The sequence below is a fragment of the Cellulomonas sp. KH9 genome (assembly GCF_900114185.1).
GTDB lineage: Bacteria > Actinomycetota > Actinomycetes > Actinomycetales > Cellulomonadaceae > Cellulomonas.
Genome location: NZ_FOSE01000005.1, coordinates 71,575 through 84,413, shown reverse-complemented (window position 1 = coordinate 84,413; position 12,839 = coordinate 71,575). Strand labels below are relative to the sequence as shown.

At 74.4% G+C, this 12,839-nt stretch carries 16 protein-coding genes; 8 read left to right on the top strand and 8 right to left on the bottom strand.

All coding sequences use genetic code 11. The features are described 5' to 3' along the window. Window positions 1-54 precede the first annotated feature (54 nt). Window positions 55-879, top strand: a complete 825-nt coding sequence (locus tag BMZ16_RS16090) for a hypothetical protein (protein WP_089802373.1) — start codon at window positions 55-57, stop codon at window positions 877-879. A gap of 49 nt (window positions 880-928) precedes the next feature. On the opposite strand, the gene BMZ16_RS16085 is transcribed toward BMZ16_RS16090, so the two are convergent. Continuing rightward, on the bottom strand, window positions 929-1,846 hold the full coding sequence (locus BMZ16_RS16085) for a fructosamine kinase family protein (protein WP_255366757.1): 918 nt from the start codon (window positions 1,844-1,846) through the stop codon (window positions 929-931). A 151-nt stretch (window positions 1,847-1,997) separates the two neighbouring features. Here BMZ16_RS16085 and BMZ16_RS16080 point away from each other — a divergent pair, with 151 nt between their 5' ends. Beyond that, entirely contained in the window at window positions 1,998-2,390 is a 393-nt protein-coding gene (locus BMZ16_RS16080; protein WP_089802369.1) for a cupin domain-containing protein, read from the top strand. Window positions 2,391-2,459: 69 nt separating this feature from the next. On the opposite strand, the gene BMZ16_RS19405 is transcribed toward BMZ16_RS16080, so the two are convergent. Then, window positions 2,460-2,708, bottom strand: a complete 249-nt coding sequence (locus tag BMZ16_RS19405) for a hypothetical protein (protein WP_089802367.1) — start codon at window positions 2,706-2,708, stop codon at window positions 2,460-2,462. A gap of 16 nt (window positions 2,709-2,724) precedes the next feature. After that, entirely contained in the window at window positions 2,725-3,447 is a 723-nt protein-coding gene (locus tag BMZ16_RS16070) for a ribonuclease FAU-1 family protein (RefSeq protein ID WP_143082866.1), read from the bottom strand. Between the two features lie 111 nt (window positions 3,448-3,558). On the opposite strand from BMZ16_RS16070, the gene BMZ16_RS16065 reads away from it, so the two are divergent. Next, window positions 3,559-4,233, top strand: a complete 675-nt coding sequence (locus tag BMZ16_RS16065; protein WP_089802363.1) for a GOLPH3/VPS74 family protein — start codon at window positions 3,559-3,561, stop codon at window positions 4,231-4,233. 28 nt (window positions 4,234-4,261) lie between these two features. On the opposite strand, the gene BMZ16_RS16060 is transcribed toward BMZ16_RS16065, so the two are convergent. Then, on the bottom strand, window positions 4,262-5,776 hold the full coding sequence (locus BMZ16_RS16060) for an SDR family NAD(P)-dependent oxidoreductase (RefSeq protein ID WP_089802361.1): 1,515 nt from the start codon (window positions 5,774-5,776) through the stop codon (window positions 4,262-4,264). 170 nt (window positions 5,777-5,946) lie between these two features. Between BMZ16_RS16060 and BMZ16_RS16055 the strand changes: the two genes are divergently transcribed. Both BMZ16_RS16055 and BMZ16_RS20085 read left to right on the top strand, forming a co-directional pair. Beyond that, window positions 5,947-6,243, top strand: a complete 297-nt coding sequence (locus BMZ16_RS16055) for a nucleotidyltransferase family protein (protein WP_089802359.1) — start codon at window positions 5,947-5,949, stop codon at window positions 6,241-6,243. Continuing rightward, complete coding sequence (locus BMZ16_RS20085) at window positions 6,233-6,751, top strand: HepT-like ribonuclease domain-containing protein (protein WP_089802358.1); 519 nt, start codon at window positions 6,233-6,235, stop codon at window positions 6,749-6,751. Before BMZ16_RS16055 ends, BMZ16_RS20085 begins: the two co-directional genes overlap by 11 nt. Here the strand turns inward: BMZ16_RS20085 and BMZ16_RS16045 are convergent. Beyond that, a complete protein-coding gene (locus BMZ16_RS16045) occupies window positions 6,651-7,310 on the bottom strand; it encodes a GNAT family N-acetyltransferase (protein ID WP_255366756.1) in 660 nt (219 codons plus the stop codon). The two genes, BMZ16_RS20085 and BMZ16_RS16045, sit on opposite strands and share 101 nt — an antisense overlap. A gap of 73 nt (window positions 7,311-7,383) precedes the next feature. Here BMZ16_RS16045 and BMZ16_RS16040 point away from each other — a divergent pair, with 73 nt between their 5' ends. After that, the gene (locus tag BMZ16_RS16040; RefSeq protein WP_089802356.1) at window positions 7,384-8,193 is read left to right on the top strand and encodes a hypothetical protein; all 810 of its coding nucleotides are present in this window, start codon (window positions 7,384-7,386) and stop codon (window positions 8,191-8,193) included. 94 nt (window positions 8,194-8,287) lie between these two features. Next, entirely contained in the window at window positions 8,288-9,163 is an 876-nt protein-coding gene (locus BMZ16_RS16035; RefSeq protein ID WP_089802354.1) for an alpha/beta fold hydrolase, read from the top strand. Between the two features lie 392 nt (window positions 9,164-9,555). Here BMZ16_RS16035 and BMZ16_RS16030 read toward each other — a convergent pair whose 3' ends face one another. Then, window positions 9,556-10,197, bottom strand: coding sequence for a winged helix-turn-helix transcriptional regulator (locus BMZ16_RS16030; RefSeq protein ID WP_089802352.1), 642 nt, complete (start codon window positions 10,195-10,197; stop codon window positions 9,556-9,558). A 4-nt stretch (window positions 10,198-10,201) separates the two neighbouring features. Next, the gene (locus BMZ16_RS16025; protein ID WP_089802350.1) at window positions 10,202-10,636 is read right to left on the bottom strand and encodes a VOC family protein; all 435 of its coding nucleotides are present in this window, start codon (window positions 10,634-10,636) and stop codon (window positions 10,202-10,204) included. Window positions 10,637-10,743: 107 nt separating this feature from the next. Here BMZ16_RS16025 and BMZ16_RS16020 point away from each other — a divergent pair, with 107 nt between their 5' ends. Beyond that, window positions 10,744-11,787: a S66 family peptidase gene (locus tag BMZ16_RS16020; RefSeq protein ID WP_089802348.1), complete on the top strand. Its 1,044-nt coding sequence runs from the start codon at window positions 10,744-10,746 to the stop codon at window positions 11,785-11,787. 37 nt (window positions 11,788-11,824) lie between these two features. Here BMZ16_RS16020 and lgt read toward each other — a convergent pair whose 3' ends face one another. Further along, window positions 11,825-12,829: a prolipoprotein diacylglyceryl transferase gene (gene lgt / locus BMZ16_RS16015; RefSeq protein WP_369822647.1), complete on the bottom strand. Its 1,005-nt coding sequence runs from the start codon at window positions 12,827-12,829 to the stop codon at window positions 11,825-11,827. Window positions 12,830-12,839 lie beyond the last annotated feature (10 nt).

Below are 12,839 nucleotides of genomic sequence, written 5' to 3'. Positions count from 1 at the left end.
GGGGAGTCGGAGAAAACGCCTCCTCGGGGGACCGTGACCCCCTACTGTCGCGCCATGGCTGCCAACTTCACCTGCATCGGTCTGGACGCCACGGCACCGGGTGAGCTCGACCGCATCGTGGCGGCGGCCGCGACGGCCGCGACGCCGCTCGGTGAGCGGGACGGCATCAGGGTGATGCGCTGGCAGGACGACGGAGGTGCCCGGCTCGTCCTGGAGGTCGACCGGCAGCGGCGGGTCCTCGCCGTCACCCCGTCGTTCGCGGCCGAGGCGGGTGCGGAGGTCGGGTCGCTGAGCCACCTCAACGAGCAGGTGTGGAGCGCCGACGTCCTGCAGGGCGGTGAGAAGGTCACCGCGCTCGCTGCGGACGTCGAGCAGTCGGCCCTGCTGGACCAGTCCGTCCCGCCCGGTGGTCGTGCCGCGATCATCGCCTTCGGCTCGGACGTCCAGGTCCTCCCGGACGAGGAGGCGTTCATCTCGTCGTCGGCCTCGCTGCTGGCCCCCGACAAGGAGGACCACGGTGAGCCGCCCCCGCACTACGTCGAGCACGGCTGGCCCTGGCCGCCGCGGATGGGCGCGGAGTCGTTCATCTCGTACGGCGTCTTCGGCGACCCGGCGGGGGCCGAGGCGTACGCGCGGCTGAACGGCACCGTGCTGCGTTCGCGGACCCACCGCACGGCCCTCACCGGCGGGACGTTCCACGTCGCGCGCGTGCGGACCGCGGGGTTCGAGGCGGACGTGTGCCTCGCCGCGTCGGAGCACCCGCGGGCACCCGCGCCGGGAGCGGTGGTCGCCGGGGTCGTCTACCTCGTGATGGCGCTGGGGGAGACGCCCGCGCAGGACGCCCGCACCGCTCGCCGGCGGTGGTCGCTCCGGCGGTGACCCAGGACCGGTGGGGGCTGGGCGCGCCGCACGGACGGACGACGTCGCCTCAGGCTCGGCGGCGGAACGGCGCGAGCGTCGCGCGCAGGGTGTCGGCCGCGCCCCAGTCGTCGTCGAACTGGGCCACGACGGCGAGGTGCTGGCGCAGCTGGACGACCGGCATCCGCTCGCGCCAGCCGTCGTCGAGGCCCGTCAGCTCGGCGTAGCGACCGAAGAAGCGGTCGGCCTCGGGCGGTGGTGCGGTCGTCCAGACGTGCGCCAGGTCGACGTCCGCCCACGTGTACGAGACGGCCGGGTCGATGAGGGCGGGCGTCCCGTCGGCCGTCGCCATGACGTTGCCCGCCCACAGGTCGCCGTGGACCAGGCAGGCGGGGCGCGCCGGCAGCAGCTCGGGCAGCCGCGCGCACAGGTGCTCCAGCGCGTCGCGGTCGGCGGGGTCGAGCGCGGCGACCACGCGCGGCTCGTCGAGCCACCGCAGGAGCCGGTGCTGCGCGAAGAACTCGAACCCGTCGTCGTGCCACGTGTTGACCTGCCGGCGGCGGCCCAGCCAGTTGTCGCGGTGCCAGCCGAAGCGGTGGTGCGTCGTCGTGGTGTGCAGGCGCGCCAGGACGTGCGCGAACCGCTCCCAGAAGGACGCGTCGGCCGGGCGGGGGTGCAGCGACTGCAGGACGAGCAGGTCCGCTGCGACGAGCACGACCTCGGGCGTCACCGCCCCGCCGAGCGTGCGCAGGGCGTCCAGGCCCTCGGCCTCCGCGGCGAACGCGTCGTCCGACGGGGACTCGACGAACCCCTTGGCGAACACCGACGTACCGTCGCCGCGGCGTGCCAGGCCCGCGACGGCCGCCTGGCCCCCGGCCGCGTGCTCGACCGCGACGACGTCCGTCAGCCCGGCCGCGTGCAGGCGTGCCAGGAGCAGCGCTGTCGCCTCGGGCGGGTCCGTCCCGCCGGCCTCGTCCTCGATCGTCACGGGACGGGACCGTAGCGCGCCGCACGAGGGGTCGGTGGCGACGCGCGCACGACGGACATCCCCCCACAGACCTCCCGTTCCGCAGGCGCGATGACGTCGCCCGCAGCAGGATGACCAGCGACACCGTCCCCCAGCGAGAGGTGAGACACCCGTGGAGCACTGGACGATCGCGACCGTCGCGCAGCAGAGCCCGGACTTCCGGCGCGTGCTGTGGACCGGCAAGCACACCCAGCTCGTCATCATGACGATCCCGCCGGGCGGGGAGATCGGTGAGGAGGTCCACGAGGACATCGACCAGATCCTCACGTTCGTCTCCGGCACGGGCAAGGCGGTCGTCTCGGGCCAGGAGCGCAACGTCGCCCAGGGCGACCTGGTCGTCGTCCCGGCCGGGCGGACGCACAACTTCCTCAACACCGGCGAGAACCCGCTGATCCTCTACACGGTCTACGGCCCGCCGGAGCACGCCGACGGCGCCGTGCACGCCACCAAGGAGGAGGCGGACGCCGCGGAGGAGGCCGGGAAGGACGAGCCGCCGACGGAGTGAGTCGGTGCGGCGCCGGGACCAGGGGCCCGGCGCCGCCCCCCGCCGTGGCGGCCGGGCCCGTGCGACGCCCTACGGTCGGGCGGGCTCGGTCGCCGTGCGGTCCGCGCCGCCGGCCGTGCGTCCGGCCGCCTGCGCGTCCAGGTCGGCGACGAAGCGGAGCAGCGCCTCGGCCAGGCGGTCCGGCGCCTCGAGGCCGAAGCCGGCCAGGCCCGTCTCCACCGCCGTGACGCTCCGCACGGACTCCGGGTGCGCTGCCGCGAACCGGGTGACCGCGGCGCCGCTGAGGTCCTGGGCGCGCCGCCGCACCCCCGTCAGCACCGCCCCCTGGCACGCCTCACGCCCGGGGCTCCGCCTCCCGCCGACCCGTGGGCAACCGGTCCCACCCCGGGGGCAGGGCGACGGCTCCCCACGCAGGCTCCGGCAGCCAGGCGTCCCAGTCGGCGTCGAAGGGCCAGCGCGCCTCCCGCGCCCGCCGCAGCAGGTGCGCGCCGACGTCGTGGACGTGCGCGGCCTGCTGCTCCGTGACGTACCCGCGCTGCACCATCCACGCGAGCTCGTCCTCGTCCTTGAGCCCGACTCGCCACGCGTCGCCCGTGGGGTCGCCGCGCCCGACGACGTCCAGCGCCCAGTCCTGCGACTCGAACCCCAGCGCCGAGCGGCGCCACGGTGACTCCAGGTTGCCGTACCAGACGTCGCCCCACCGCTCGCCGTCGTGCCACCGCCACACGGACCAGCGGTCACCGCGCCGGTGCACCCGGACCACCGTCGCCCCCTGCCACACCCGCTCCTCGTAGGTGCCGTCCCACGCCGCCGGCAGGACGGTGCGGCCGTTCGGTCCGTCGCCGCGGCCCGCCCGCACGCGCACGTCAGAGCCCGGGGCGGTCGCGACGACGACCACGTCGTCGCGATCCCGCACCACGGTGCCGGCCACGGCGAACCCGACCGCGACACCGTGGCGGGGCCCGTGGTCCCGCACGCTGCGGATGGCCACCGTGGCGCCGCGGGTGAACGGCGCGGGCTCCTCCGCGGGGGGCAGCGGGACCTCGTCGTCGGCCATCGCGCCACGGTAGCGAGGCACGGCCGGGACCGCCGCGGGGGTGCGCCACGACGCCGCGCTCTCCGCCCCGCGGCCGATGCGTCCGCCGCAGCGCGTCACTACCGTGGCCGCATGCTCATGGCCGAGGACGTCCTGCTGCTGCTCACCGACGACACCACCGGGAGGTCCCTGGTCGACGGCACCCGCCGTGACATCGCCGTGGCGGGCGCGGTGATCGCGGAGCTCGCGGCCGCCGGGCGGCTGGAGGCCGTGACCGCCGACGGCGTGCTGCGCCGCACGACGCTGCAGGTCGTCCCCGGGCCCGCGGTCGGCGACGACGTCCTCGACGAGGCCCTTGCGCGCGTCGGCGCCGGCAACGGGTCGCCGGCCGCGGTGCTCGACCGGATCCGCAAGGGCCTGCGGGAGCGGCTCTACGCGCGGCTCGTCGAGCGCGGCGTGCTGCGGGCGCAGGAGGGGCGGGTCCTCGGGATCTTCCCGACGTCCTCGTGGCCGGCGGTCGACGGGCTGCACGAGGCGGAGGTCCGCCGCGGGCTGCACGAGGTGCTGGTGGCGGGACGTGCGCCCACCCCGCACGAGGCGTCCGTCGTGGCGCTGCTCTCGGCGGTCGACGCGCTGCCCAAGGTGCTGCCGGGCACCGGGCTGCCGAACCGCGAGCTGCGCGCCCGGGGCAAGCGGGTCGCCGAGGGCGACGTCGGCGGCGAGGCGGCGCGCAAGGCGTGGGAGGCCGTCCAGGCGGCGGTGGTCGCCGCTGGTACGGCGACGGCGGTGGCCGCCGCCAGCTCGTGATCCGCGGCCCGGTGCGGGCGGCGGGTCCTCACCACTGCGAGCGGGCGTAGTCCTTGAGGAAGCAGCCGTACAGGTCCTCGCCGGCCTCGCCGCGCACGATCGGGTCGTAGACCCGCGCCGCGCCGTCGACCAGGTCGAGCGGGGCGTGGAAGCCCTCCTCGGCCAGCCGCACCTTGGTGAAGTGGGGGCGCTCGTCGGTGATCCAGCCCGTGTCGACCGCGGTCATGAGGATGCCGTCGGACAGCATCTCCGCCGCGCTGGTGCGCGTGAGCATGTTGAGCGCGGCCTTGCTCATGTTGGTGTGCGGGTGGCCCGGGCCCTTGTAGCCGCGGGAGAACACGCCCTCCATCGCGGACACGTTGACGATGTACGTGCGGCGGGCGGGCGACGCCGCCAGCGCGGGGCGCAGGCGGCTGATGAGGATGAACGGCGCGGTCTGGTTGCAGAGCTGCACCTCGAGCAGCTCCATCGGGTCGACCTGCTCGACGGTCGCGACCCAGGAGTTGGTCTCGGCGACGTCCGGGATCAGGCCGCCCGCGTCGATCGACGTCCCGGCGACCAGCCGCTCGAGGCTCGCCGCCTCGGCCGTCAGGGACTGGGCGACGAGCTCGTCCGCGGCGCGGTTCGCGCGCTCGATCGCCAGCGCGGGGCTGGTGAGCTCGCTGACGGACCCCGCCAGCGCTCGCGGGTGGGCGTCGCTGGTCTGGCCGAAGGTCGTGATCAGCGCGGCGGCCTCGTCCGGCAGCGGGGCGGACTCCGCCTCCGCGAGCTGCGAGTACGCGCCCGGCGACCGGCGCACGGTCTGGGCGGCGTTGTTGATGAGGATGTCGAGCGGGCCCTGCGCGGCCACGTGGTCCGCGAGGGACACCACCTGCGACGGGTCGCGCAGGTCGATCCCGACGACGTGCAGCCGGTCCATCCAGTCGGCCGAGTCCTCCATCGCACCGAACCGGCGCACGGCGTCCCGCGGGAAGCGCGTGGTGATCGTCAGGTCCGCGCCGTCGCGCAGCAGCCGCAGCGCGATGTACATGCCGATCTTCGCGCGCCCGCCGGTGAGCAGCGCCCGCCGGCCCGTCAGGTCGGTGCGGGCGTCGCGCTTGGCGTGGTGCAGCGCTGCGCAGGACGGGCAGAGCTGGTGGTAGAACGCGTCGACGACCGTGTAGTCCTCCTTGCAGACGTAGCACGGGCGCGGCTTGAGCAGGGTGCCCGCGATCGCCCCGGTGGCCGACGAGGACAGCGGGATGCCGTTGGTCTCGTCGTCGATCCGGCCCGGGCTGCCGGTGGCGGTCGCGGCGATGACGGCGGCGTCGGCCTCGGCCAGCAGGCGGCGCTTCTCGCCCCGGCGGTGCTTCTTCGCGGCCTTGAACAGGCCCGACGCGGCGCGGCGTGCGGCGGCGTGCTGCGGGTGCTCCTGCGGCAGGACGGCCACCTGGTCCATCACCCGCAGGAACGTCGCGAACTCGGCGGGGTCGACGCCGGCACCGGTCGCTGCGTCGGGGGTGTCGTCGGTGGGGGGCACCGGGGTGGTGGTGTGCGCGGGCATGCGCCGTCCGTCCTGCAGGAGAAGAGCCGTCTCGGGGGCGAGGGCCGCAGAAATGGTACGCGTCGCGGGTGTGCGGGCCCCGGTGGTGCGACCACTGTCACGTTGGCGATCTTGGTGAGGCGCTGCGCCGGATCCTCCCCTCGCTGCTGGTGGACGGCTAGCCTCTCGCGATGATCCACGTCGACGAGCGTCAGCACCGTGCGCTGGTCGAGCTGTGCGCGCGGTACGGCTTCGCCAGGCTGGAGGTGTTCGGTTCGGTGGCGCGTGACGAGGACCGTGCGGACTCCGACATCGACGTGCTCTACGACCTGCTTCCTGGGCGGCACGTCACCTGGGAGATCGTCGACGCTGCCGAGGAGATGTCGGAGATCCTCGGGCGTCCCGTGGACCTTGTGTCACGCAGGGCGGTGCACCCCCTGCTGCGAGAACGGATCGAGACGGAGGCCCAGGCGCTCTATGCGGCCTGACGTCCTGTTCGTCGCCGAGATGATCGGCGCTGCGACACGCATCATCGCGCTGACGGCGGACCGTGATGCGCGTGCCGTCGAGCAGGACGCGACGGTGCGTGACGCGCTCCCGTGGAACTTCGCCGTCCTCGGCGAAGCGGCGAACCAGGTGTCCCAGGCGACGCGGGACCAGCACCCCGATGTGCCGTGGCGCCAGGCCGCAGGGATGCGCGCCCAACCGGATCGTGCACGGGTACTGGTCCACAGATGTCGACGTTCTCGTCTCGACGGCGCGCGACGTGATCCCCGCCCTGGTGGTGCAGTTGAAGGGCGTCCAGAGCTCGCTCGACTGATCCGGTCATCACAGGGTCGTCGGACCCCTGACCACGTTGCCGGGCCACGTGCAGCATCCCGCGGCCGACGCCCGCTCAGCGCGCGGCCATCACCCGCTGGACGATCCACGCGTGCATGCCGACCTGCCGCACCCGGTCGAAGTCGTACTGGTCGAACAGCTCGACCGTCCCGCTGAACAGGAAGCGCCCCTGCGCCTCGCGGCCGGCGGTCGTCTCCGAGATGGCCTCGACCAGGCCGCCGCCCTGCCGGGCGATGGAGTCCAGCGCGCCCTCCACGGCGACGCGTGCGACACCCTGGCCGCGGTGCCGCCGGTCGACGTACACGCACGCGATCCGCCAGTCGGGCACCGGCGGGGGCTCCTGGTCGTACCTGCGGCGGTGCTTGATGTTCGCCAGCTCCTGCGGGCTGCCGTACTGGGCCCAGCCCTGTGCCTGGCCTGTGGCGTCGAGGACGAGAGCCGCGTGGCCGCGCCCGGTGCGCACGCGCTGCTCCTTGACGTCGCGGTGGCTGATGCCGCGCTGCCCGCACTCGGGGTGCCAGCCGATGCACCAGCACCCGCCGAAGATCCCGTTGTTCCGCTCGACGAGCTCGGCGAACGCGCCCCACGTCGAGGCGTCGAGCTCGCGGACCGTCAGGCCGGCGCGCAGGTCGGTCCCGACGACGTGCGGCCGGTCCGTCCGGTCGGCCGAGCTCCGGTCGTCCGCGCGCGCCGGTGAGCCGGTACGGGTGATCATCGGCGTGATCCGCCCCGCGGCTCCCGCATCGTCGCTATCGTGGCGCCCCCCACCTGCGAGAAGAGGCACGCCCATGGTCGCCCGTCGTCTGCTCGCGCTCGCGACGCTGGTCCTGCTCGTCGCCGGGCTCGGTGCCGCGCCGGCTTCTGCGGCGCGGGCCGGCTTCCCGTTCTACTCCCGGCCCTACACGTCCGTCCTCGTCACCGACTACGGGCTGAGGCAGCCGACGATGCAGCCGGTGTCGTTCGAGACGTGGCTGGCCTGGGGTGCGCCCGCCCCGGTGCCCGCGCCGACCGAGTACCTCAAGTACCCGTGGGCGCCGCAGATCGTCGCGCGGACGACCTTCCCCCACGCCGAGCCGATCTGGCAGGTGCTCACCTTCGACGAGTGGGCGCGAGCGGGATACCCGACGCCCCGCGCCGCCGCCTGGCTGCCGACGACGAGCTACACGAAGTTCCTGTCGTCGCCGGAGATCATCGCGGAGTTCGGGGGCGTCAACCACATCCTGACGTTCGACGAGTGGCGGGCCGCGGGGTTCCCGGCGTTCGTCGAGCGGAGCGTCGCCTACGCCAAGCTCTCGTGGGACGCGGGGATCGCGGAGACGTACCCGGGGAACCCGGGCGCGGAGACCAAGCTCAACGGCGTGCGGCTCACGTACGCGCAGTGGGCGGCGGCGGGGCACCCGACGCCGATGGTCCGCGACATGTTCCCTGGCGACACCTTCTGCTGGGTGCCGGCGGAGTGGCTGGTCAACGACCAGGGCCCGGTGCCGAAGTACCCGGAGGGCGGCATCAGCTACGAGGGAGTGACGTACTCCGGCTACGTGCCGCGCGAGCACTGGCCGCTGATCGGCGCCGACGTCGCCACCGCGCCCCACTGCTAGGTCGAAGAGCCGGCGGTGTCCCCTGGACCCCGATGAGATCCGCCATCGAGCCGGGTCGGAACCTCACACCCCGCACCTGCCCCCGGAGGACCTGATGACCGACACCTCGGCGTACCGCACCCTCGACGTGCCCGGCGCGACGCTCGCCTACGACGTGCGCGGCCCCCTGCCGACCGCGGACGGGCGCCCGCCCCTGCTCCTGATCGGCCAGCCGATGGACGCCACCGGGTTCGGCACGCTGGCCTCCTACCTCACCGACCGGACCGTCGTCACCTACGACCCCCGCGGCATCGGCCGCAGCACGCGGGAGGACGGACGCACGGACCACGACCCGGCCGAGCAGGCGGAGGACCTGCACGCCCTGGTCACGGAGCTCGGGGCAGGCCCGGTCGACGTCCTGGGCAGCAGCGGCGGCGCGATCACCGGGCTCGCCTGGGTCACCGCGTACCCCGAGGACGTCCGGACCCTCGTCGCGCACGAGCCGCCGATCCTCGCCGTGCTGCCGGACGCCGAGAACGCCATGGCGGCGTCGGCGCGCGGCGACGCCGCCTACCGGGAACGTGGCTGGGGGTACGGCATGGCGGCGTTCATCGCGCTCACGTCGTGGCAGGGCCCGTTCCCTGCGGACTTCCTCGCCGAGCTGCCCGACCCGGCCCAGTTCGGCCTGCCCACGGAGGACGACGGGTCGCGCGACGACCCGCTGATGTCCGGGTCCTCCGACTCGGTCAAGGAGTACGTCCCGGACGTGGCGGCGCTGCGGTCCACCTCGACGGACGTCGTGCTCGCCGCCGGGATCGAGAGCAAGGACGTCCTCACGTGGCGCACGACCCACGCGCTGGCCGATCTGCTCGGCGCGCAGGTCGCCGTCTTCCCCAGCCACCACGGCGGGTTCATGGGTGACGAGTACGGGATGCCCGGGCAGCCGGAGGCGTTCGCCGCGCGGCTGCGCGAGGTGCTGCCGGAGGGGTGAGCCCGCAGGGCCGCGTCGGCCCGCCCGCTTGGTGCTGACGGGGCCCGTTCGTCCGCATCGAGGGACGCGACCGTTCGCCCGCTCGACGCGTCGCGCCAGCTCCCGCAGGCCGTCCGCGTCCGCACCCAGGTCCGCGACGGGTGCGCCGGCGAGGTCCACGACTGCGCTCGAGCGGCCGACGTACGGCGTGGGGTGCTCGTCGAGCGCCGTGACGTCGTGCTCGCTCAGCAAGCTGGTCCCGCCCGCCGGGGACGAGCAGCCGGCGAGGAGCGTCGCCGTCGCGACGGCGACGGCGAGCAGGTGCGGTGCGTGACGGCGGACATGCGGGCATCGTCCGTACCGGGTGCGCCCGTCACCCCGGTCGTCGCGGCACGCTCGCCGCCATCGTCACCTCACGCCGCGAGGTGGAAGGTGGTCGCGAACCGGTCCAGCAGTGATCCGGGGCCGTGCAGCACCTCGACCGCGCCGGTGGCCACGGCCCGGTCCGGGCTGAGCTCGCCGGAGATGATCCGGTGGAGGCCGGGTCCGGCGGTGAACGCGAGGTCGACCGTCCCGTCGCCGGGCGCGACGTCGAGCGTGCCGCCGTCGACCCGGACGACCAGGCCGTCGGCACCCACCCGTGCCGCGTACGCCGTCGGCGGCAGGGTGACCGCCACCGCGGGGCGGAAGGCCGTGCGCAGCGTCATGGTCAGCGCGGCGGGGGTGAGGACCTGCTCGTCGCGCGGTTCGCCCAGGGCCTTGAAGCCCCAGGCGCCGAGCGCGAGCACCACCGGTTCGAGCTCGCGCCCGAACGGCGTGAGCTCGTACACGACGACGCGTGAGCGCGGCGCGCGCCGCAGGATGCCCGCCTCCTGCAGCTCCTTGAGGCGCGTCGCCAGGATGTTGGTGGGGATGCGCGGCAGCCCGGCGGCGAGCTCGCCGTAGCGGCGGGGGCCGACGAGCAGGTCGCGGACGATGAGCAGCGCCCACCGCTCGCCCACGAGCTCGAGGGCGCGCGTGATCCCGCAGTACTGCCCGTAGTCGCGTGCTGCCACAGGCTCAGGCCTGCTGGCTCATGGAGGCCTCGGGGCCCTGCTCGGCGGCGGCGGGGTCCATCCAGCCGAACTCGAGCACGTTGCCGTCGGGGTCCGCGAGCTGGCGCTGGTACATGAAGCCGTAGTCGGCCGCCGGGCGCTCCTCCCGCCCGCCGGCGGCGATGCCCCGGGCCATCGTCGCGTCGACGTCCTCGCGGCTGTCGAGGAAGACCCCGGTGGACACCGAGACCGTCTCGGCGGGGTTGCCGACCGGCCGGTCGGAGAAGGTCTGGAAGAACTCCCGCGTGAGGATCATGAACGCGCTGTGGTCCTCCTCGACCATGACGCACGCGGCGTTGTGGTCGGTGAACATCGGGTTGATGGTGAAGCCGAGGGCCGTGTAGAAGGCCTTGGCGCGGTCCAGGTCGGTCACCGGCAGGTTGACGAAGATCATGGTCATGGCGGCACTCCCTCGTGGGCGGTTCGTCCGGTACGTCCGTTCACACTTGCAAAAGACAAGTGGGAAATCAAGGGGTCCGGCTGGTCGGTCTCTGCTGGGGTGGCGTCATGCCGTCCTTCGTCACGCCGCCCAAGCTCGTCCCCGGTGACCGCGTCGCGGTGGTGTCGCCGTCGTTCGCCGCGCCCGGGTTCGCACCGGGGGTGCACGAGCAGGCGATGCGCCGGCTGGTCGAGGCCACCGGCCTGGTGCCGGTCGAGTACCCGACCACCCGGCAGCTCGGGGCGTCCCCGCAGGACCGGGCGCGGGACCTCGACGCCGCGTTCGCGGACCCGACCATCCGGGCGGTGCTGGCGACGATCGGCGGGGACGACCAGATCCTGGTCGTCCCGCACCTCGACGCCGAGGCCGTCCGGGCGGACCCCAAGCCCTTCCTCGGCTACAGCGACAACACCAACCTGCTGAGCTGGCTGTGGCAGCAGGGCGTCGCCGGCTTCTACGGCGGCTCCACGCAGGTGCACCTGGGGCCCGGCCCCGCGGTCGACGCCGTGCACCTCGCCTCGCTGCGCGCGGCGCTGCTGACGGGGGAGACGCTCACGCTGACCGAGCCCGGCGAGTCCGAGGACCTGGGCCACGACTGGCTCGACCCCCGCGCCCTGACCGAGCACGGCGAGCGGGAGCCCACCGAGCCGTGGTCGTGGGCGGGCCCCGCACGCTCGGTCACCGGACCCACCTGGGGCGGGTGCCTCGACGTCCTCGACTGGCTCGCGATGGCCGACCGGTTCCCGCCCACCGCGGACCTGGCGGGCGCGGTCCTGCTGCTGGAGACCAGCGAGGAGCTGCCGTCGGCGCCGACCGTGCAGCGCTGGGTGCGCTCGCTCGGCGAGCGCGGGCTGCTCGCAGCCGTCGCCGGTGTGTGCGTCGCCCGCCCGCCCGTGACGGGCTTCGAGGTGCGGCTCGACGCGGACGAGCGTGCGCGGCGCCGGGCCGAGCAGCGCGACGCCGTCGTCGGGGAGGTCGCGCGCTACAACCCCGACGCCGTCGTGTGCGTGGGTGTGCCGTTCGGCCACACGCGGCCCCAGTGGATCGTCCCGTACGGCGGGCTGCTGACCCTCGACGGGGTGACGCGGACGGTGACGGCGTCGTACGCGTGACGTGGCGTCGTGGCGCGTCGTCCGGTGGGGGAGGTCCTCAGTCGGTCGTCGTCGGCGGGGTGCCCGTGCCGCTCGACGCGGCCTCCTGCCCGGACGCGGCCTCCTGCCCGGACGTGGCGTGCTCGTCCGAGGCGTCCTCGGCGTCGGCCTGCTCCGCGGTCGCCTGCTCGTCCGGCGTCACGGGCTCGTGCCCGGGCAGCAGCACCGAGGTCTCGGGCTCGGGGTGCCGGCGCCGCTGGACCACGATCAGGGTCGCCCCGGTCGCGACCGCGGCCAGCGCGCCCCACACGTTGGCGGGCAGCCCCAGCGGCGTGACGCTCGTCGGGTCGATCCGCAGCAGCTCGAGCCACACCCGGCCCGCGCCGTACCAGACCAGGTACGTGCCGAAGGCGGTGCCCCACCGCATCCGCAGGCGCCGCTCCAGCAGCAGGATCACGGCGATCCCGAGCAGGTTCCACAGCATCTCGTAGAGGAACAGCGGGTGGAACAGCGTCCCGTCCGGCAGCCCCGCGGGGAACGCGCCGTTGCTCGACGGGATCTCCAGCCCCCACGGGAGCGTGGTGGGGCTGCCGTACAGCTCGTGGTTGAACCAGTTGCCCAGGCGCCCGATCGCCTGCGCCAGCAGCATCGCGGGGGCCAGCGCGTCGGCGAACGACAGGAGCCGCACCCCGACGCGGCGGCAGGCGATGGCGGCGCCGACCGTCCCGCCGATGAGCGACCCGAGGATCGCGATGCCGCCCTCCCACACGTAGAGCGCGCTCAGCGGGTCGTCCGTGTAGTCCCCGAGGTGCGTGACGACGTGGTAGATCCGGGCGCCGAGGATGCCGAACGGTACGGCCCAGATCGCGATGTCGAGGACCGCCCCGGGGGGTCCGCCGCGTGCGGTCAGCCGTCGCGAGGTCAGCCAGACCGCCGCCGCGATGCCGGTCATCAGGCACAGCGCGTAGGTGTGGAACGTCAGGGGGCCGACGGAGACGCCCGCCCAGGACAGGTCGGGGCTCGGGATCGACAGGTGCACCACTGTCGCGGCTGCTCGGTTCACGGGACGAGCA

Coding starts and splice junctions, on each gene's coding strand:
- BMZ16_RS16045 (WP_255366756.1), bottom strand. CDS start 7,310: ATGATCACCCGTACCGGCTCACCGGCGCGCGCGGACGACCGGAGCTCG.
- BMZ16_RS16025 (WP_089802350.1), bottom strand. CDS start 10,636: ATGACCATGATCTTCGTCAACCTGCCGGTGACCGACCTGGACCGCGCC.
- BMZ16_RS16035 (WP_089802354.1), top strand. CDS start 8,288: ATGACCGACACCTCGGCGTACCGCACCCTCGACGTGCCCGGCGCGACG.
- BMZ16_RS16020 (WP_089802348.1), top strand. CDS start 10,744: ATGCCGTCCTTCGTCACGCCGCCCAAGCTCGTCCCCGGTGACCGCGTC.
- BMZ16_RS16040 (WP_089802356.1), top strand. CDS start 7,384: ATGGTCGCCCGTCGTCTGCTCGCGCTCGCGACGCTGGTCCTGCTCGTC.
- BMZ16_RS16065 (WP_089802363.1), top strand. CDS start 3,559: ATGCTCATGGCCGAGGACGTCCTGCTGCTGCTCACCGACGACACCACC.
- BMZ16_RS20085 (WP_089802358.1), top strand. CDS start 6,233: ATGCGGCCTGACGTCCTGTTCGTCGCCGAGATGATCGGCGCTGCGACA.
- BMZ16_RS16060 (WP_089802361.1), bottom strand. CDS start 5,776: ATGCCCGCGCACACCACCACCCCGGTGCCCCCCACCGACGACACCCCC.
- BMZ16_RS16090 (WP_089802373.1), top strand. CDS start 55: ATGGCTGCCAACTTCACCTGCATCGGTCTGGACGCCACGGCACCGGGT.
- BMZ16_RS16070 (WP_143082866.1), bottom strand. CDS start 3,447: ATGGCCGACGACGAGGTCCCGCTGCCCCCCGCGGAGGAGCCCGCGCCG.
- BMZ16_RS16055 (WP_089802359.1), top strand. CDS start 5,947: ATGATCCACGTCGACGAGCGTCAGCACCGTGCGCTGGTCGAGCTGTGC.